At 42.4% G+C, this 18,181-nt stretch carries 20 protein-coding genes; 11 read left to right on the top strand and 9 right to left on the bottom strand.

Annotated elements, in window-relative coordinates; translation table 11 throughout:
* Positions 1 to 163: 163 nt before the first annotated feature.
* The gene (lysA, locus tag KHS38_RS12455) at positions 164 to 1,315 is read right to left on the bottom strand and encodes a diaminopimelate decarboxylase (protein ID WP_213488871.1); all 1,152 of its coding nucleotides are present in this window, start codon (positions 1,313 to 1,315) and stop codon (positions 164 to 166) included.
* A 128-nt stretch (positions 1,316 to 1,443) separates the two neighbouring features.
* Positions 1,444 to 1,935 carry an FUSC family protein gene (locus tag KHS38_RS12450; protein ID WP_213488870.1) on the bottom strand — a complete coding sequence of 164 codons (492 nt, stop codon included), beginning with the start codon at positions 1,933 to 1,935 and terminating at the stop codon, positions 1,444 to 1,446.
* Positions 1,936 to 1,966: 31 nt separating this feature from the next.
* Here KHS38_RS12450 and KHS38_RS12445 point away from each other — a divergent pair, with 31 nt between their 5' ends.
* The 4 genes from KHS38_RS12445 to KHS38_RS12430 are packed head-to-tail and all read left to right on the top strand — an operon-like array spanning position 1,967 to position 3,904.
* Positions 1,967 to 2,431, top strand: a complete 465-nt coding sequence (locus KHS38_RS12445) for a DinB family protein (protein ID WP_213488869.1) — start codon at positions 1,967 to 1,969, stop codon at positions 2,429 to 2,431.
* Positions 2,428 to 2,835: a hypothetical protein gene (locus KHS38_RS12440; RefSeq protein WP_213488868.1), complete on the top strand. Its 408-nt coding sequence runs from the start codon at positions 2,428 to 2,430 to the stop codon at positions 2,833 to 2,835. Before KHS38_RS12445 ends, KHS38_RS12440 begins: the two co-directional genes overlap by 4 nt.
* Complete coding sequence (locus KHS38_RS12435; protein WP_213488867.1) at positions 2,832 to 3,488, top strand: SCO family protein; 657 nt, start codon at positions 2,832 to 2,834, stop codon at positions 3,486 to 3,488. Before KHS38_RS12440 ends, KHS38_RS12435 begins: the two co-directional genes overlap by 4 nt.
* Positions 3,488 to 3,904: a c-type cytochrome gene (locus KHS38_RS12430; RefSeq protein WP_213488866.1), complete on the top strand. Its 417-nt coding sequence runs from the start codon at positions 3,488 to 3,490 to the stop codon at positions 3,902 to 3,904. The genes KHS38_RS12435 and KHS38_RS12430 overlap by 1 nt, the downstream gene beginning before the upstream one ends.
* A 98-nt stretch (positions 3,905 to 4,002) precedes the next feature.
* On the opposite strand, the gene KHS38_RS12425 is transcribed toward KHS38_RS12430, so the two are convergent.
* A complete protein-coding gene (locus KHS38_RS12425; RefSeq protein WP_213488865.1) occupies positions 4,003 to 4,875 on the bottom strand; it encodes a universal stress protein in 873 nt (290 codons plus the stop codon).
* Between the two features lie 29 nt (positions 4,876 to 4,904).
* Positions 4,905 to 6,386, bottom strand: coding sequence for a L,D-transpeptidase scaffold domain-containing protein (locus KHS38_RS12420; protein ID WP_213488864.1), 1,482 nt, complete (start codon positions 6,384 to 6,386; stop codon positions 4,905 to 4,907).
* Between the two features lie 281 nt (positions 6,387 to 6,667).
* Here KHS38_RS12420 and KHS38_RS12415 point away from each other — a divergent pair, with 281 nt between their 5' ends.
* A complete protein-coding gene (locus KHS38_RS12415) occupies positions 6,668 to 7,255 on the top strand; it encodes a CDP-alcohol phosphatidyltransferase family protein (protein WP_283770001.1) in 588 nt (195 codons plus the stop codon).
* Between the two features lie 64 nt (positions 7,256 to 7,319).
* Here the strand turns inward: KHS38_RS12415 and KHS38_RS12410 are convergent, their stop codons facing one another.
* Positions 7,320 to 7,865 carry a DUF2892 domain-containing protein gene (locus tag KHS38_RS12410; protein ID WP_213488863.1) on the bottom strand — a complete coding sequence of 182 codons (546 nt, stop codon included), beginning with the start codon at positions 7,863 to 7,865 and terminating at the stop codon, positions 7,320 to 7,322.
* Positions 7,866 to 7,938: 73 nt separating this feature from the next.
* On the opposite strand from KHS38_RS12410, the gene ung reads away from it, so the two are divergent.
* Complete coding sequence (ung, locus tag KHS38_RS12405; protein WP_213488862.1) at positions 7,939 to 8,616, top strand: uracil-DNA glycosylase; 678 nt, start codon at positions 7,939 to 7,941, stop codon at positions 8,614 to 8,616.
* Positions 8,617 to 8,700: 84 nt separating this feature from the next.
* Here ung and KHS38_RS12400 read toward each other — a convergent pair whose 3' ends face one another.
* Positions 8,701 to 9,171 (bottom strand): Lrp/AsnC family transcriptional regulator, encoded by a 471-nt coding sequence (locus KHS38_RS12400; RefSeq protein WP_213488861.1) that lies wholly within the window; start codon positions 9,169 to 9,171, stop codon positions 8,701 to 8,703.
* A 121-nt stretch (positions 9,172 to 9,292) separates the two neighbouring features.
* On the opposite strand from KHS38_RS12400, the gene KHS38_RS12395 reads away from it, so the two are divergent.
* The 3 genes from KHS38_RS12395 to smpB are packed head-to-tail and all read left to right on the top strand — an operon-like array spanning position 9,293 to position 12,302.
* A complete protein-coding gene (locus tag KHS38_RS12395) occupies positions 9,293 to 9,943 on the top strand; it encodes a metal-dependent transcriptional regulator (RefSeq protein ID WP_213488860.1) in 651 nt (216 codons plus the stop codon).
* A complete protein-coding gene (locus tag KHS38_RS12390) occupies positions 9,940 to 11,826 on the top strand; it encodes an Nramp family divalent metal transporter (RefSeq protein ID WP_213488859.1) in 1,887 nt (628 codons plus the stop codon). The genes KHS38_RS12395 and KHS38_RS12390 overlap by 4 nt, the downstream gene beginning before the upstream one ends.
* Before the next feature lie 26 nt (positions 11,827 to 11,852).
* Entirely contained in the window at positions 11,853 to 12,302 is a 450-nt protein-coding gene (smpB, locus tag KHS38_RS12385; protein WP_213488858.1) for an SsrA-binding protein SmpB, read from the top strand.
* 88 nt (positions 12,303 to 12,390) lie between these two features.
* Here the strand turns inward: smpB and KHS38_RS12380 are convergent, their stop codons facing one another.
* On the bottom strand, positions 12,391 to 13,047 hold the full coding sequence (locus KHS38_RS12380; RefSeq protein ID WP_213488857.1) for a protein-L-isoaspartate(D-aspartate) O-methyltransferase: 657 nt from the start codon (positions 13,045 to 13,047) through the stop codon (positions 12,391 to 12,393).
* 208 nt (positions 13,048 to 13,255) lie between these two features.
* Between KHS38_RS12380 and KHS38_RS12375 the strand changes: the two genes are divergently transcribed.
* Positions 13,256 to 13,585 carry a hypothetical protein gene (locus KHS38_RS12375; RefSeq protein ID WP_213488856.1) on the top strand — a complete coding sequence of 110 codons (330 nt, stop codon included), beginning with the start codon at positions 13,256 to 13,258 and terminating at the stop codon, positions 13,583 to 13,585.
* Between the two features lie 2 nt (positions 13,586 to 13,587).
* On the opposite strand, the gene priA is transcribed toward KHS38_RS12375, so the two are convergent.
* Positions 13,588 to 16,077 (bottom strand): replication restart helicase PriA, encoded by a 2,490-nt coding sequence (gene priA / locus KHS38_RS12370; RefSeq protein ID WP_213488855.1) that lies wholly within the window; start codon positions 16,075 to 16,077, stop codon positions 13,588 to 13,590.
* A gap of 4 nt (positions 16,078 to 16,081) precedes the next feature.
* Positions 16,082 to 16,468 carry a DUF423 domain-containing protein gene (locus KHS38_RS12365; protein WP_213488854.1) on the bottom strand — a complete coding sequence of 129 codons (387 nt, stop codon included), beginning with the start codon at positions 16,466 to 16,468 and terminating at the stop codon, positions 16,082 to 16,084.
* A 93-nt stretch (positions 16,469 to 16,561) separates the two neighbouring features.
* Here KHS38_RS12365 and KHS38_RS12360 point away from each other — a divergent pair, with 93 nt between their 5' ends.
* Positions 16,562 to 18,136: a hypothetical protein gene (locus KHS38_RS12360; protein ID WP_213488853.1), complete on the top strand. Its 1,575-nt coding sequence runs from the start codon at positions 16,562 to 16,564 to the stop codon at positions 18,134 to 18,136.
* Positions 18,137 to 18,181 lie beyond the last annotated feature (45 nt).

Here is an 18,181-nt window from a genome sequence, read left to right as displayed (position 1 = left end):
TGCCTAGTGTATAAAAGACGATTTTATGCTTCTTAACATGATCCATTCCCGGATGTTATTTAAGAACTGGGCTAAATTCATCAGCGTTTTCATACTTAACAGCGTTTACCGCTAAAGTAGTACCTCTGTATTAGCCCAGTATTAAGCCTTAATGATATTTAAGTTACTCAGCGTAAACGCTTTGTACCCTATCACGCAGATTATAGCCGGATGCCATTACCTCACCGTACGCACCAGCTGTGCGGATGGCAATTAAATCGCCCCGCTGCGATTCGGGCAGTTGCACATCTGTTCTGAAACAGTCGGTGCTTTCACATATCGGCCCAACCACATCGTACGTTGCGGTTAGCTGTTCGCCTTTACTCAGGTTTTGTATGTGATGATAAGCTTGGTATAGCATAGGCCGTATCAACTCGGTCATACCTGCATCCAGTATCAGGAAGTTCTTTTTTTGCCCATTTTTCACATACAACACGCGCGATACTAATGTAGCACACTGCGCCACAAGCGCCCGGCCCAGTTCAAAATGCACCTCCTGCCCTTGTTTAACTTTCAGAAAGTCTCTGAATATTTTGAAATAAGTTTTGAAGTCGCAAACCGCGTTCGTATCCGGGTGATAATAATCAACCCCCAAACCGCCGCCAACATTCAGCACTTTGATGGCAAATCCATGCTCTTCAAACCAATCCTGCAATTCGTTTACACGCAAGCACAGGTTTTTAAATACATCCATGTTTAAAATTTGGGAACCTACATGGAAGTGTACGCCTATGAACTCCAAGTTGTTGCTGCCCTTTAAAGTTTCGAGCACATCTTCTAACTGCCAGGTATTGATACCAAACTTATTTTCTTCCAGTCCAGTAGTGATGTAGTGATGCGTATGCGCATCCACATTGGGGTTGATACGAATGGCTACACGCGCCGTTTTACCTTTTGCGACAGCCAATTCGTTAATAACCTGCAGCTCCTGTACCGACTCGCAGTTGAAACAAAAGATGTCCGCATCAAGCGCAGCATTGATTTCCTTGTCCGATTTGCCTACACCGGCAAAAACAACTTTGCTATTGGCGAAACCATGTGCAATAGCAGCTTTCACTTCGTTGCCGCTCACACAATCGGCACCAAAGCCAACCTTTTGCATGGCCTCCAGCACCTTAGTGTTAAAATTGGCCTTCAGCGCATAATGAACATGGTAATTATACTGTACAGCCGCCTCATAACACTCGTTAAGCGTTTGCTGCAGCAGGTTTAAATCATAAAAATAAAATGGGGTTTCCAGTTGTTGAAACCTATCAACTTGAGTTTGGGTAAACATGCTGTATTTGTATGATTGCGTTAGTGGCCCTGATCCAAGGCCAAGCGCATATGTTGAGGGTTAAAGGTAATACTTATACCATGATAAAGCCAAAAAGTGGCATAAATAAAGTGTAACGTGTTGTTTACCTAAAACCTTGAACGATGTATTGTTTTTTTGGACTTTACAACCAGTAAATGAAATACATAAGTAATAATTACGCCAATTACACATCCGCTCACTACACCGCCGGCTCGTTCTAAAGCTATATCCCATAAATACTTACCGGGCTCGTGCATGGTAATGATAATCACCGACACAGCGGCAGTACGAGCGGCTACCTGTATTTTAAGCAGCTCGCAAATAGCGATAGCCAATGCTATACCCAGGCAAATCATAAATAAATTTATGGGGTGAATGTAAAATAATGTTAATCCTACTACCGATCCTACCAGATTGGCTTTTATACGATTAACAGCCAGCCCCATCGCATCCTTACGATCGGGAGCCAGCACCAGGATGATGGAAATTAAACTCCAGCTACCTAATGTTGGTTGCAAACGATACAGAAAGAAGCCTATCACTGTACCTATCAAACACTTTATAATATATAATAAAAAATCGGCTTGTTTACTTTTCACGTGTTATCAATTAGTTCAATACCTTTGCAGCATGAATGATTATTTCATCAGGTTGTTCGATTATGATCGTTTTGCAAATCTGCAAATTTTAGAAACGATTGTTGCTGCAAATCATCCCGAAAAACCACTTCAATTATTATCACACATGCTGGGTGCCCAGCAAATATGGCTCAAGCGCTGCAAACAAGTCCAAGCTCCCGGCGGGCCGGTATGGCCTAACTGGTCGGCCGAAGAGATACGCGCTACGATTGAAGAAAACTATGAAGCCTGCATAACGTTCGTGAACGAACAAACCGATGAGAGCTGGCAGCAAATAATCAGTTACACTAATACTTCCGGGCAATCATTCCACAATAAACTGGTTGATATCATCACCCATGTAATTAACCACGGCACACACCATCGTGCACAGGCCGGCATTTATATGAAACAGATAGGCATAGAAAAACTGCCTGCCACAGATTATATTCTTTACATACGCGAACACTCTTTATGAAAAATAAAATTATCGCTTTGGCAATTACTGGCATGGCCTTTAGCGCCTGCTCGGATAACAAGAAACAGGAAAAAGACCTGCTGAATCAGGTTATTAAACTACACGACGAGGTAATGGCTAAGGATGAGCAGGCTGTTAAAAACAAAATGCAGCTGGATAGCCTTATCAAAACCAACCGGGTAACCAATAAGGATTCGGCCACGGTTATTGTAAACAATTTAAGCAATGCAGATAAGGCCATGGAAGACTGGATGCACCAGTTTACCGTCGATAATTCAGGTAAGCCGCACGATGAAGTAATGCGTTATCTTAACAACCAGAAAAAGAAATTAACCACGGTTGACAGCCAGGTGAATCAAGCAGTTAATCAGTCCAATACCTATATCTCAACTCTAAAAAAATGAGAATCATTATACCTGCGTTTGCAGCAATGCTATTGTGGAGCGCCTGCTCATTTAACAAAAACGATCAGAAACGCTTACCTATTTATGGCAACCGAGAGGCTGTTACCAAAACCTTAAACGGCAAAACGGTTACTGATACGGTTTACCAAACCATACCTAAGTTTGAGTATGTAAACCAGTACGGTAAAACCATCACTAACAAATCATTAGATGGCAGCATTTACGTAGCCGATTTCTTTTTCACCAGCTGTCCTTCTATTTGCCCTATTATGCACCGCAACATGCTTAACGTGTACAATGAGTTTAAAAACGGTGGCAATGTAAAAATCCTTTCTTACAGTATTGACCCTTCACATGACAGCGTTGCGGTATTAAAAACCTATGCCGATAAACTGGGCATAGCCGGAGATACATGGTGGTTGCTGCAAGGCAAAAAAGAGGAAACCTACAAACTTGCCGAAAGCTATCTGGTGGCTGTAAAAGAAGATAAGGGTGCAGAAGGCGGCTATGTGCACTCAGGCTATTTTGTTTTGATTGATAAGCAAAAGCGCATACGGGGTACTTATAATGGTACCGACGAAAAAGAGGTGAGCAAACTCATTACCGATATTAAAACCCTGCAGGCCGATCCAGAGCAAAGCATCGTACAATAATGAGATACTTTGTTGTAATTGCGCTACTCCTTACAGGCCTATGCGCTTTATACGCCTGCCAGAATGAGCAGGAAATTGAATTTAAACGCTACTTTTCGGCCGGGCAGCTGGTTTACCAAACCCGTTGCCAAAACTGCCACGGCAACGAGGGCCAGGGACTGGCGGCACTTATACCGCCGCTTAATGATGCCGAGTTTTTAAGAAACAACCATTCGCAGTTGGTCTGTTACTTGCAAAACGGACTGAAAGGTGATATTATAATTCATAACAGCACTTACAATGGGCACATGCCGGCAAGCGGCCTTTCACCTATTGAAACGGCGCAGGTAATTACCTATGTGCAAAACTCGTTTGGCAACCAAATAGGTTTATACGACCTGAAACAAGCCGAAGCCGACCTCAAAAAATGTAAATAAACTTTAAGCGCCAACAGTCAAACAAAAAGCTCCCTTTACCAAATATGGTTGGGAGCTTTTCTGATTTTAAACAATATAAGGTATAGGTTGTGAAGCGCTTAAAAATATGACGTTTTGTTTACCGGATATACCAGTAAAGGCAAAGTTGTGTGTCGCACCAGCTTAAAGGTATGGCTGCCATTAATTAGCCTTTCTATAAAATCGTGCTGGCGGTGAACCATAGCCAGCATATCAATTTGCCCGTTTTCAATAATCCAGGCCAGCCCTTCATCAACATTGGCGCTATGCAGGTGCCTGTAATAAATATGCGGATAATTGGCTTTGTTAGTAACATCCGCCATGAGCGTTTTTATCTTTTGCTGCTCATTTAGATCGTCATTATCGACCACGTGCACTAATAACAGTTCGGCATCAAAGTGCCTTGCCAAGCTGGCCAGCGAATGCACTACATGAACATCACTCTCGCTCATATCGGTAGCGAAAGCAATACGTTGCAATCCGCTGAACGTAGCAGAACCAGGTACCAGTAATACCGGGAAAGCTGCCCGATGAATCAGATCCCGACTACTGCTGCCCAAAAAGAACCTGTTGACTGCGCCGGCTCCTGACATACCTGTTACAACAAGTGGTGCTTTATTCTGTGCCACAAAATCAGACACAACCTCGGTTACATTGCCCACCTGGCAGCAAAATTCAATAGCCGGATGATATGAGTTAACGCTGCTTGTAGCCTCTTCTTCCAAACGCAGCTGGTCGGCCAAGCGGCCCAGACTGGCGGTGGTATCATCCATTGCCGTATCATAATCAAGCAACGGCCACGCAACCTGCGCTGCCATAATTGTATCTGCAGGTATCTTAACAACGTTGCACAACTTTACATTGCCTTTAATACCTTTGGCTAATTGTACTGCATAACGGGCTGCATTGTCAGCCTGTGCAGAAAAATCGGTGGGTACTAAAATAGTTTTCATGATTACTGGTATTTGAGGTGATTTGATAACTATTGGTTGCTCATAGTAAACTGCTTATCGGTACCATACAAAGCCATTTCGAGCTGATTGTCCAGCTTATAAATGTCATTGTATTTGATCAGTTCGCCGTTCTTTACCTCACAGGTAAGGTAAGTGATAATAACAGGTACCGGCTTTTTCAAAGTAAACGTTTGTGTTTGGTATGCTGCAAAGGCCTTTTGCAACGCAGGTATGCGGCTGGCGGTGCCATCACGGCTAAGTAACAGTTCGGCCAGCTTACCGGCATGTTCCACACGGACGCAACCATGACTAAATGCCCGTTCAGTCCGGCTAAACAACTGTTGCTGGGGCGTGTCATGCAGGTAAACGTTGTAAACATTCGGGAAACGGAAAACAATCTTCCCCAATGCATTATCACATCCGGATGACTGCCTGGCCACGTAGTTGTTCGGATTTTGCTTTACCCTAGCCAAGCCGGCTGCATCAGTCACAACATATTGATTACTTTTAGTATATATGGCTAAATGATTACTTTCCAGGTAATCTGCATTTTTTAACGCTTTAGGTAAAATCTCTTTCTGGAATATACGGGCCGGTACATGCCACTCCGGTGCGGTGGTAAAGTACTGCACCTTACTTTGTAAAGTCGGCGTGCGATGGTCTGGTTTACCAACAATAACATTGAACAGATAGGTGGTATCGGGCTGGTAAAACCTCAGTGCATAAGCTGGGATATTTACCTGAAGATAGGCCACACCATTATTACCAGCCCAACGCAGGCGCTCCATATTGATGGCTACTTTACGGGCGGTACTTTCGGGTATTTCATAACAATCACCGGTATACTGGTTGGTTATCAACCGCAATTGGTCTTGCAAAAGGCAGTACTGTGGTGTGGTTGGTTGTACAGAGATAATAGCACTTGCAAAATCATTGCTCTTTAGCGCCTGTTCCAATACCTCATCAGCACGTAAATCACCTCCTCGAGCAGCATCCACTCTACTTGACGAAAAATCCGGATTCAACTTCCCGTAGTGCACGTTATTAATAAATGCGATCAATGCATCCGTTAGCATAATTTCAAAACGCACCTTTTCTGCATTACTAATTCCAGCCGGTTTATCCAACAACTGCTGTGATTGAGCCTTGGCTATTTCCTTAGGGTGATAGTCTGCATAACTGAGCCCGTATTGGCGTACGCAATTAAGCAGTAATATAGCATCCCACGTTTTACGGTTGTCAGCCACTTGTTTTGTCCATACGGGCTCATTATTTATTTTAGCATAAAACCTTTTTACGGTGAGCGGAAAAATAAGCTCCGCCGTTAGCATGGGATCATTAAGCTGCTGATTAAGCTGGCTTCTAACGGAGGTATCTTTTTGTAAATAGCTTGATTGGCCTGCTGCAACAGAAACTTTTCCTGTAAATGAAATTACAATTATGGCAAGCGTAATGCACAATTGTTTAACATTTGCACCGTGAATTAATACAGGTAACGAATTGGATTTCATGTTGCTTATTTTCACAATGCTAAGGTGAGTATAAAAGCTGTAGTGAATAGTGACGCCAATCACACAAAAGGCTGATTAATAACAAAGCGTTAACACAGATATCAGTAAGGCGTCTTTGAAACGTTTTAGATAATAGAAGTAGCACATTGTAAACAACAAGCATATATTTACTGCGGACTAACAACTGATTACAGTAAAATTTGTTAATAAGCTACTACCGCTATTGGAAAGCTGTTTTACCTAAATCAGCCAATGATTGATTGACGATACATTCAATACCTATGCGCAAACGATATTATTATATAGTAAACTTTATAACGTTTTACCGGATGCTAATGGCGCCGGTACTGCTGTACCTCATATTCAATCATCAGCCCGAACCGTTTAAATGGCTGTTAGCCGTTAGTTTCTTCACCGATTCAATTGATGGTTATCTGGCTCGTAAATACAAAGTAGTAAGCGCAATGGGATCCACCATCGATTCCATCGCCGACGACTTGACCGTGCTGGCTGCCATTGTTGGTATTTATGTTTTTAAACCTGAGTTTATTAAGCAAGAAGCTATTTTGGCAGGTTCGCTAGTGGTGCTTTATCTGGTGCAAAATGCTTATGCCTGGTTAAAGTATGGCAAAATGAGCTCGTTCCATACCTACACAGCCAAAATAGCTGCTGTATTACAGGGCATATTCCTTATACTGTTCCACTTTTTTACCAGCCCTATCGATCTGCTGTTTTACGCAGCGGCCATCGCTACGTTAGTTGATTTGATTGAGGAGATTGTATTAATTTACCTGTTACCCGTTTGGAAAACAGATGTAAAAGGCCTGTATTGGGTAATTAAAAACAAAGTATACAGACAGCTAAAGTAGGAAGGAAACAATAAAGGGGCTTAAGTAAAACTTAAGCCCCTTTATTGTTATATATATTAAATGATTAATAGTTACGGAAACCGCGTTGCACTTGCTTATCCATTTGCGACATCTGCCCTTTCATCATCTTAATCTGTTCGGCCAGCAGTTTGTTCTTATCATCCTTAGCTGCCTCCTGTAAATATCGTTGCGCTTCAAGCTTGTTACGCTTAGCCATGGCAATACCAGCCAGGCTTAATTTAGCCAGGGCGGTGTTGTGTGACATGGACATGCCTAATGATAATGCCTTCTTAAAATACTTTTCGGATTTTAAAGGTGTTTTGCGCGATTCAATTAAGCCTAATAACAGGTTATAATAGCCGTGCTGACCTTTATACAACTGCTTTTCGTAATCGGTAATTTTGGCAAGCCATTTTTCCGACTCGTCTGTATTTTCTTTGCGCAGGTAGTACTGGGCCACCAGCATGTTCTCGTTAAAGAAATAAGTAAGCAACACTAAGCCGCCTATCAGGAATACTAAAATTCCCCAGCCCCAAAAACCAAAACCTGCTAATGTAACGCCCGCACCTAAAATTACACAGGCTATAATTAACCGAACAATATTTGACATCGTTTGTACTTTTGTAATAAAGTGCAAATATCCGTTTATTTATACGTTTAATCAATTACCTGCACAAATATTTATGGCTATCGATTTAGAACCCTCCTGGCTGCAAGTTTTGCATAACGAGTTTGAGAAAGATTACATGCTTAAACTTAAAGCATTTTTAAAATCTGAAAAAGACGCCGGCGAAACCGTATACCCAAAAAGCAGCAACATTTTCAATGCTTTTAAGCACACGCCTTTTGATAAATTAAAAGTGGTTATCCTGGGGCAAGACCCTTACCACGGCGCTAACCAAGCTTTCGGCTTATCGTTCGCCGTGCAAAAAGGCATTACTGTACCACCATCACTCAAAAACATTTATAAGGAGTTGCAATCTGATATTCCCGGCTTTACTATACCCGGCCATGGCGATTTGACCGAATGGGCCGACCAGGGGATACTGCTACTCAATGCTACGCTCACCGTGCGCGCAGGCAAACCGGGCTCGCACCAGAAAAAAGGCTGGGAAATTTTTACCGATACCGTTATCCGCACGATATCTGAGCAAAAGGAAGGTGTTGTATTTTTGTTGTGGGGCAAGTTTGCACAAGCCAAAGCAGAACTGATAGATAAGCAAAAGCATCACATCCTGACAGCGGCACACCCCTCGCCCTACTCGGCCGACAGTGGCTTTTTTGGCTGCCACCATTTCTCGAAGACTAATGCTATTTTGCAACAAGAAGGCAAAGACCCGATTGACTGGCAAATACGGTAAGCGAAAGAGCCAGGAAACAACAGCTAAGACGTAATCAGACAATGCCACGCTCTTGTTTCATGGCTCTTAGCCTTATGCTATAAATTAATATTCCAGCGGCAAAGTCGCTTCGTGTTTACTGGTAGACATGATCATCATGGTCTGGAAAGTTTTAACCACCGGTATGCGGCTGATTTTTTCCATAATCAGCTGCTCATATAACTTAATGTTGCGCACATAAACCTTCAGCAAAAAATCGCACTGACCGGTTACGTGATGACATTCCGTTACTTCTTTTATCTGTTTGATAGCCTCCAGAAAAACGTCAACGGTGTTGCTTTTATGAAAATCGAGCGATACCTGTATAAACGTTTTAATTCCTAAGCCCAGCTTCTCTTCGTCTACAACGGCATGGTAGCTTTTAATATACTCCGCATTTTCCAGCTTACGTACACGTTCTAACGTTGGTGCTGGCGATAAACCAATTTCTGTAGACAGTTGCAGATTGGTAATCCTTCCGTTTTCCTGTAAAATTTTGAGTATCTGTAAATCGATCTTATCTAAATCAGCGGCCATAGCGCAAATATAGTAGCCGCATTTACAAAATAAAATTTTTGATTGAATAAGGTAAACAAAACCTAATTCTATGAGTTTGTAAATTTTAGATTAGTCTAAAAATTTTATTAGGTTTGGTAAAATGCATACTTATACCGAAGAGAACTACCTAAAAAGCATATATCACCTGCTGGAGCAAAATGAGCAGGCCAGCACAAATGATATTGCTGCATCCCTGAAAACCCGGGCTGCTTCGGTGACTGATATGCTGAAAAAGCTGGCGGAGAAAAAGCTGATCAACTATGCACGTTACCAGGGTGTAAGCCTTACGCCTGCCGGTCAGAAAGTAGCTTTGGGCATTATACGCAAGCACCGTTTATGGGAGCACTTTCTGGTTGATAAGCTAAAGTTTAAATGGGATGAGGTGCATGATATGGCTGAGGAACTTGAGCATATATCATCGGTAGAATTAATAAACCGGCTGGAACAATTTATGGACTATCCTCAATTTGATCCGCATGGTGATCCAATACCCAACAGCAATGGCGAAATTAAAGCGCAGCTACTTCAACCGGCTTTGGCATTAACACAACACCAAACGGGTGTCATAGCAGCGGTGAGTGATCACTCCGCTTCATTTTTACAGTATCTTGAAAAAATACAGCTTACCATAGGTAAAGAAATAAAGGTTACGGAGATAACCGACTATGACCTTTGCCTGGAGGTAACTACAGATAATAAAGTATTAAACATCAGCCGCGAAGTGGCAAAAAACTTATTAATCGCACTATGAATTTCAGTAACGGCGAATCGCTGGGCAACGCACATGGCTCCGTACAAACGGAAAGCAAAACGGGCTGGCGCAAAATATGGGCTTTTATCGGGCCGGCGTATCTGATTAGCGTTGGCTATATGGATCCGGGCAACTGGGCAACCGACCTGCAGGCTGGCAGCCAGTTTGGTTACCGGCTTATTTGGGTGCTGCTGCTTTCAAATTTGATAGCCTTGCTGTTACAGTCCCTCAGTGCGCGCTTAGGTATCGTACGCGGACTCGACATTGCTCAGGCATCAAAAAACGCTTACCCGCGCTTCATAAACTTTTGCTTATACATCCTGGCCCAAATTGCCATTATAGCCTGTGATTTAGCGGAGGTGATTGGTATGGCCATCGGCTTGCAATTGTTATTTAAGCTTCCGCTGATATGGGGTGTATCTATCACCTTGCTTGATACTTTACTTCTCTTATTTCTGCTTAACAAAGGAATGCGCAAACTGGAAGGATTTATTGTATCGCTTATATTTATTGTAGGGCTTTCCTTTTTGATACAAATGGTGATTGTTAAACCCGATGTGCCGGAAATTATGAAAGGCTTCGTGCCATCGGCATTAAATCACAGCTCGCTGTACATTGCAATTGGCATCATTGGCGCAACGGTAATGCCGCACAACTTATATCTCCATTCATCTTTAGTGCAAACCCGCAAAATTGACCGTAGCGATGAAGGTATTCGTAACGCTATAAAGTTCAATTTTATTGATACGACGGTTGCTTTAAACTTAGCTTTTTTTGTGAATGCCGCTATTTTGATATTAGCCGCAAGCGCTTTTTTTAAAAACGGCTACCATGAAGTTGCCGAGATTGAGGATGCACATAAATTGCTTAACAATATTTTTGGATCGATGGCTCCGGCACTGTTTGCCATAGCATTAATTGCCTCCGGCCAAAGTTCAACCATCACCGGCACACTGGCAGGGCAAATAGTAATGGAGGGCCACCTCAACTTGCGTATAGCCCCCTGGCTCAGACGGCTGATTACGCGCCTTCTGGCTATTGTACCAGCATTTTTAACTGTATTATACGCCGGCAGCGAGGGATTGAGCCGCTTGCTGGTGTTAAGCCAGGTAGTACTGAGTTTGCAGTTGGGTTTTGCCGTTATACCGCTTATTCATTTTACTTCGGATAAGAAGCTGATGGGCAAATTTGCCATCCCAATGTGGATGAAAGTAATGGCATGGATATTTACCGTACTTATAGTTGCACTGAATGGTAAATTAGTGGTTGAAGAGATTGGCAACTGGGCTAATGCTAACCCAACTACTGCACCGATAATTCACTATGTAGTTATACCAATTGCCATCGCTATAGCGGCACTTATGCTGTATATCCTTGTTAAACCATTTATCCACCACTCCGACCATAAGCCTGCCGCCATACCGCATGGCATAGCAAAAGCCATTCAGGATTTAAAAACCATACAGTATAAGCACATAGGCATAACCATCGATTTTTCAGATAACGATCAGGACACCATCAGTCATGCTCTGATGCAGGGCGGTAAGGATGCCAATTATACACTGATACATGTGGTTGAAACAGCCGGAGCACGCTACCACGGCACACAGGTTAATGATTATGAAACGCAAAGCGACCAAAGCAACCTGCAACAGTATGTAACCGCGCTGAACAATCTTGGGTACACCTCACAGGCGCATATTGGCTATGGTCACCGCGCACAAGCTATTGCCAAAACAGTTAAAGAAGGAAAAATCGAGTTTCTGGTAATGGGCTCGCATGGCCACAAAGCGCTCAAAGATTTGATTTATGGCACTACAGTTGATACGGTAAGGCACCTGGTAAATGTACCTGTACTGGTAGTAAAGCCACAGAATAAATAATTTACCTACTTTTGCACGCTCAAACGATGAACGATCTATTATACATTAAAAATAAAAAGGCCTACTTTGAGTACCATATACTGGATGAATACACAGCCGGTATAAAACTTTTAGGCACCGAAATAAAATCAATACGTGAAGGTAAAGCCAACCTGAACGATGCTTTTTGCACATTTATAAGCGAGCAGTTATATGTTCGTAACCTGCATATTTCCGAATATTCGCATGGCTCCTTTTATAACCATGAAGCCAAGCGCGACCGCGTTTTACTGCTAAATAAAAAAGAACTGAAAAAGCTGAAAACCCGCGGCGAAGAAAAAGGATTTACGATAGTTCCGCTAGCTATGTTTATCAGTGAGCGTGGATTTGCAAAGTTAAAGATTGGTTTAGCACAAGGTAAAAAGGCATTCGACAAGCGCGAAACCATGAAAGAGCGTGATGTTAAAATAGAACTAAGCCGGGTAATGAAACGGTAAATCACCATTCTAAATTCAATAAACAAAAAAGGCAAGGTTATTACAACCTTGCCTTTTTTGTATTTGCCGATGCTGACCGCCGGTGCAGTCACCAGGCCTTATCGCCTACCAGCGGCACAAATCTGAATGTATCCAACACAACTTTCTCATAATCATTTTCCGCTACTTTAAGGATGGTAACCATTTTCTGTTCCTGCTCATTACCTACCGGTATCACCAATAAGCCGCCAATTTTAAGTTGACGTAATAAAACATCGGGTACGGTGGGGGCGCCGGCTGTTACGATGATCTTATCATACGGTGCATGATTTTCTATTCCTCTTGAACCATCGCCTAAGTAAAAGTTAGGCTTGTAACCCATGTAGGGTAAAACCTGAACGGTACGTTCAAAAAGTTTTTCCTGCCTTTCAATAGTGTATACTTCGGCGCCAAGTTCCAGCAGCACACAGGTCTGATAACCAGAACCGGTACCAATTTCAAGCACCTTATCGCCTTTACGTATATGTAATAGTTGAGTTTGGTATGCAACGGTATACGGTTGGGAAATGGTTTGACCTTCGCCTATAGGAAATGCGATATCCTTATATGCCTGGCTCCAGAACGTTTCATCAAAAAAGTAATGACGTGGCACCTTTCCCATGGCCAGGAGTACATGTTCGTCTTCAATTCCCTTTTTTTGAAGTAAATCAACCAATCTTTTTCGCGCACCTTTTTCGCGGTAATTATCAACAAACTTGTAAGCCATCCGATCACAAATTTAGTCAAAAAAAGACCTCTTTCAGTGGTATCATTCATCCACCTGTTAAGATTAGGTTTAAGATATTGATAGTTAGGTTATATAATTTTATGACCAGTCCTCACACCTCTATTGAGATAATTTAACGAATTCTTAACAATACATTCTGTATCACCGGTTATTCGAATTGCGTAATGAAACTAAAATAAAACGTATTATGAAACGCAAAACCTTATTACCATTACTATGCTTTACATTGGTTTTATCATTGGTTGCTTACTCCTGTAAGAAAGATAATTGCGAAGAAAAACACAAGTATGACAATGCCGAAACTACGGCCACTATTATAGATACCGGTTCACCTGCTTTAGACGGCTGTGGTTGGTTAATTAAGATTGGAGATACTACGTATGCGCCCGACAACCTTCCCGAAAACTTTCAGTTAGACAATATTCAGGTTAAAATCACATATAAAGAATCTGATGCAACGTTTAGGTGCGGTGCAGGCGCTATCAAATACATTCACCTGTATGACATTCGCCGATAACATCAATACGGATCAACATCGGGCTGCACAATGCAGCCCTTACTAAGCTTCGTGGTTTGAAACTGTAAAATCACCTCACGAATAACCGTTTTAACCTTGGCTATGGATATGGTATCGCGCTCAAACTTGAGCATGATAGATTTGATATAGAAATTGCGGATACGGTTTATAAGTGGAAATTCCGGTCCTATTACCCTATCGCCAAAGTGCCTGCGCAGTTCATTAGCCAAATGCTCTGCCTGATAATAAAGCTGCTCGGCATCCTTGTGTTTAACATCCATTTGAATGATCCGGTAAAAAGGCGGGTATTTAAAGCTTTTGCGCTCTTCAATCTCGGTAATGTATAAGTCTTTATAATCATTTTTGATTACCTGATCAATCACGCGGTGATGCGGATTGTAAGTTTGTATCACTACCTTACCCTGCTTGCCCCTGCGCCCTGCACGGCCGCTTACCTGGGCCAGCATCTGGAAACTGCGCTCGTTAGCACGATAGTCTGGATATTTGAGCAAGCTATCGGCATTGATGATACCAATTACCGTTACATCCGAAAAGTCGAGGCCTTTGGCCACCATTTGGGTACCCACTAAAATATCAATACGCTTTTCTTCCAGATCATTTAATAAAGTTTGGTAAGCGTTTTTGGCCCGTGTAGTATCCAAATCCATACGGGCTATGCGGGCTTCGGGCAATAGCACACTCAATTCGTCTTCAATCTTTTCGGTACCAAAGCCTTTATATTCCAAATGCGTTGACCCACAAGCCGGACAAATAGTTAGGGTTTCTTCTTTATAACCACAATAATGGCAGTGCAAATTGCTGCTACTTTTATGGTAGGTCAGGCTCACATCACAGTTAATGCAACGCGGCGTGAACGCACACACCCTGCATATCAGTACCGGTGCATACCCCCTACGGTTTTGAAACAATATAACCTGCTCCTTATTGGCAAGTGCCTGCTCCATATCACGCATTAATACGCTGGTAAAGTGCGACTGCATGGTTTTGCGCTTTGTTTCCTCAGTGATGCTCACTACTTCAATTTCAGGTAAGCTTACGCCACCAAACCGTTCGGTAAGTTCGGCAAAACCATACTTGCCTGTACGGGCGTTAAAATAAGACTCAAAAGATGGCGTGGCCGAGCCCAGCAGCACCTTGGCATGATAACGACTGGCTAAGAAAATAGCTGCGTCGCGCGCATTGTAGCGCGGTGCCGGGTCGAATTGCTTGTAAGAGGTTTCGTGTTCTTCATCAATGATTACCAGGCCGAGATTGTCGAATGGCAAAAACACTGACGAGCGTGCGCCTAACACTACCTTATATTCGTGCTTTAAAACCTTTTGCCATACCTCTACCCTCTCATTATCGTTGAAGCGGGAATGATACACGCCAATATCATTACCAAAATATTTGCGCAAACGCTCAATTACATGCGTAGTTAGGGCTATTTCTGGCAGCAGGTAAAGCACCTGCTTGCCGGCTTGTATCGCTTCTTCAACTAATCGAATGTATATCTGCGTTTTGCCCGATGAGGTGACCCCGTGCAAAAGTGCTACATCCTTTTCCTTGAACTGTTGCTGTAATTGCTCCAAAGCCTGCTGCTGTGCAGGGTTCAATGTAAAGCTGGCGGCCGACTCAAAAGAGTCATAAAACAAGCGGCTAACATTCTTATCTTCTGCAACTAATATCTGTTTTTCTATCAGTGATTTAACAATGCTTGATGTGGCGCCGCTGGCTTCCATCAAATCATTTTTAGATACCAACGGTTGCTCACGCGATAGTTTTATGTAAGCCAGCACAGCATCGGCCTGCTTAGGCGCACGGCGCTCCAGCTGGGTAAAAAGTGCCCTCAGGTTATCCTGATCCTGGTAAAATTCATGCAGTTTAATATAAGTACGTTTTCGGGGCTTGTAGCGCTCGCTTACTTCTTCAGATATGAAGATAATGTTTTTATCAAACATCGATTTAAGCACCGGCATCACCACTTTCTGCCCCAGCAGCTTTACAATATCGCTTACCGTAAGTACGGGTTGCAGGTCAAGGGCATCAACTATCAGAAACTCCTTATCGTGCAGTATTGACCGGTCAACCGCTTCATCCGGATTAAGCATAATGCGGGTTTCACTGGCCAGCTTGAAAGCTGCGGGTAGCGCCGCATTCATTACATCGCCGGTATTACACAGATAGTACTCAGCCATCCAGTGCCAAAACTGTAGTTGTTGTTCAGTAACAACCGCATTATCATCCAGCACTTCCATTAGGTACTTGGCTTCGTACTTTTCAGGGGCCTGCTCGGTGATACTATGAATAATGGCCGTATACAGCTTGCTTTTACCGAACTGCACCACCACCCTTTTGCCTACTGCCACTACCTCGTTCATTTCAAATGGCACACGGTAAGTGTAGTTTTTGGCTATAGCCAATGGCAATATAACCTCAACAAACAGGGTTTTGCGGTTAGCACTATAACGGGATTCAGCAAACTCTAACATGTATTTATTTATTTCTGATAGCAGCCAACGCCAGGGTAATCCAGCCGGAGATAAACAATAATCCGCCTACCGGTGTAATTGGCCCCAAGATATGTAGCCAGTTCCAATGCAACACGCCACTGAACGAAAGCAGATATAGCGAGCCTGAAAAGAATAAGATACCCAGCAAAAACAGCCAATAGCTGGCAAATACCAGGTTGTTTTTATCGCGCGCAAAGGTTGACAAAAACAGTAACGCAAAAACATGATAAAAATGATATTGTACTGCCGTACCCCAAATTTGTATTTGCTGCGGAGATAAAATTGCCTTCAAAGCGTGTGCGCCAAAAGCGCCTGCTATTACGGCTACAGCGCCTAATATAGCAGCTGTTATAATGATTGTTCTGTTCATGCGTATGGTTGGCAAACAGCTAAATTAGCCAATTGTAATAATTACTTTATGGCCGCAAAGTAAAAAATATAACTTTGCTTTACACTCGTGCTTATGAAAAGACTGATTATCATTACCATGCTCCTACTAGCGGCTACCGCTGTGATAACAGTTACTTATTTCAAAAACCTGAGCTTGCCAGGCTTACGTGGTAGCCAGGTAATCAATACCATACCCTCTACCGCTGCCCTGATTTTTGAGTTTAATAATGATGACAGCTTTTACGATATATACGACAGCAGTGCATTATTCTCATCCATAACCGGCCGTTCAAAGCAACAGGAACTTGCTGTATTACATAACACTGTATTGAATAATGTGGTTATAAAACCGGCGCTTAATGGTCAAAACCTCTACATATCACTACATCCGCAAAGTGATCATAGCACCGAACTTTTGTATACCATAGCCACTAATACCGGCGGTTTAAAGGTGCAGGATTTGTTAGCCATACGCGATACCGGCTTTTCCATAAAACAAGAGCAGCTTGCGAATAAACCGGGCTTTGCCATTCACTTCAACGTTATCAATAAAGACTTTTATATAAGCCAGCTTATCAACAACGTGTACGCCGGAAGTTTTTCCAGAAACCTGGTAGAGCAATGTATTCAGTATAAAGCACCATCCGTCTCCAATTTCAAAGTACTATCCGATCAGCAAGCCAGTAATACCTTAGGCACGTTGTATATCAACACACAACAACTTACGCCCTTGTTCAGCCAGTTGTTCAGGCAAGCCAATACCGATATTTTGCAACCGTTACGCATCACAACTGCCACGTCAACGCTTAGCTTGAACTACAAAACAGATGCACTGATGTTTAACGGATATACCAGTATCAACGCCCACAAAGCAAGTTACCTTTCACTCTTCAGCCACTTTAAGCCTGTTGATACGCACTTAAAAGATGTATTTCCAATCACAACAGCTTACAGCTGTAGCTTTGCAGTAAATGATATAGGCCGTTTTGTAAAGCTTCTTGACAAGTGGCAACAAAAAGCAGGCTTAAAGAAAGAAAAAAACGCACTACTAAGTAAAATAAAAGCAGAAACAGGTATTGCTTTACAAAATGAATTAAACAAACTGCTAAGCAACGAATTTGCAATCGTGACTACGCGTTTCGACGAAAAGCTCGCTATTATCCAGGTAAAAAATGGCTCAGCACTCCGTCCATTCATGAATAATATCAGCACAATGCTTGATGAAGAGACCGGGCAGCTGAATTATAACCGTATACCTTATCTTCTATTAGGGGATGCTTTTACGGAATTTCGCAGACCCTACTTTATAATTTTGGATAACTATCTGGTACTGGCCAATACACCAAGGGAACTTAACAATTACAAGGAAAATTACTTAAACAGCAGTTTTTTAAATAAAACGGAAAACTTTGCCGCATTTGAAAATCTGCAAGCCAAACAATGTAACGTAGCTTTTTACGTTAACTTTAAAAACCTTAGTCCGGTGCTAAAACGTAACTTGAAAGCGGACAGCTATAAGATTTACCAACAAGAGCCGGGTCTAAAAAACTTTTATGGAGCATCCTATCAGCTAAGTGCAGCTGATAATGAATTTTATACTAACTTTTGCCTGCAAAGCACCAAACAAGACAGCGTTGCAGTTAAATAAAATCACAAGTTGACAGTTAGTAAAGTACTTTTTTATAATCCCTAA

The sequence above is a fragment of the Mucilaginibacter sp. Bleaf8 genome, from assembly GCF_018390515.1.
Taxonomy (GTDB): domain Bacteria; phylum Bacteroidota; class Bacteroidia; order Sphingobacteriales; family Sphingobacteriaceae; genus Mucilaginibacter.
Note: the sequence above shows the minus strand (reverse complement) of the source record. Positions and strands in the feature narration are given on the sequence as shown.

Coding starts and splice junctions, on each gene's coding strand:
- smpB (WP_213488858.1), top strand. CDS start 11,853: ATGAACGATCTATTATACATTAAAAATAAAAAGGCCTACTTTGAGTAC.
- ung (WP_213488862.1), top strand. CDS start 7,939: ATGGCTATCGATTTAGAACCCTCCTGGCTGCAAGTTTTGCATAACGAG.
- KHS38_RS12395 (WP_213488860.1), top strand. CDS start 9,293: ATGCATACTTATACCGAAGAGAACTACCTAAAAAGCATATATCACCTG.
- KHS38_RS12410 (WP_213488863.1), bottom strand. CDS start 7,865: ATGTCAAATATTGTTCGGTTAATTATAGCCTGTGTAATTTTAGGTGCG.
- KHS38_RS12445 (WP_213488869.1), top strand. CDS start 1,967: ATGAATGATTATTTCATCAGGTTGTTCGATTATGATCGTTTTGCAAAT.
- lysA (WP_213488871.1), bottom strand. CDS start 1,315: ATGTTTACCCAAACTCAAGTTGATAGGTTTCAACAACTGGAAACCCCA.
- KHS38_RS12365 (WP_213488854.1), bottom strand. CDS start 16,468: ATGAACAGAACAATCATTATAACAGCTGCTATATTAGGCGCTGTAGCC.
- KHS38_RS12390 (WP_213488859.1), top strand. CDS start 9,940: ATGAATTTCAGTAACGGCGAATCGCTGGGCAACGCACATGGCTCCGTA.
- KHS38_RS12380 (WP_213488857.1), bottom strand. CDS start 13,047: ATGGCTTACAAGTTTGTTGATAATTACCGCGAAAAAGGTGCGCGAAAA.
- priA (WP_213488855.1), bottom strand. CDS start 16,077: ATGTTAGAGTTTGCTGAATCCCGTTATAGTGCTAACCGCAAAACCCTG.
- KHS38_RS12375 (WP_213488856.1), top strand. CDS start 13,256: ATGAAACGCAAAACCTTATTACCATTACTATGCTTTACATTGGTTTTA.
- KHS38_RS12425 (WP_213488865.1), bottom strand. CDS start 4,875: ATGAAAACTATTTTAGTACCCACCGATTTTTCTGCACAGGCTGACAAT.
- KHS38_RS12400 (WP_213488861.1), bottom strand. CDS start 9,171: ATGGCCGCTGATTTAGATAAGATCGATTTACAGATACTCAAAATTTTA.
- KHS38_RS12415 (WP_283770001.1), top strand. CDS start 6,668: ATGCGCAAACGATATTATTATATAGTAAACTTTATAACGTTTTACCGG.
- KHS38_RS12440 (WP_213488868.1), top strand. CDS start 2,428: ATGAAAAATAAAATTATCGCTTTGGCAATTACTGGCATGGCCTTTAGC.
- KHS38_RS12420 (WP_213488864.1), bottom strand. CDS start 6,386: ATGAAATCCAATTCGTTACCTGTATTAATTCACGGTGCAAATGTTAAA.
- KHS38_RS12435 (WP_213488867.1), top strand. CDS start 2,832: ATGAGAATCATTATACCTGCGTTTGCAGCAATGCTATTGTGGAGCGCC.
- KHS38_RS12360 (WP_213488853.1), top strand. CDS start 16,562: ATGAAAAGACTGATTATCATTACCATGCTCCTACTAGCGGCTACCGCT.
- KHS38_RS12430 (WP_213488866.1), top strand. CDS start 3,488: ATGAGATACTTTGTTGTAATTGCGCTACTCCTTACAGGCCTATGCGCT.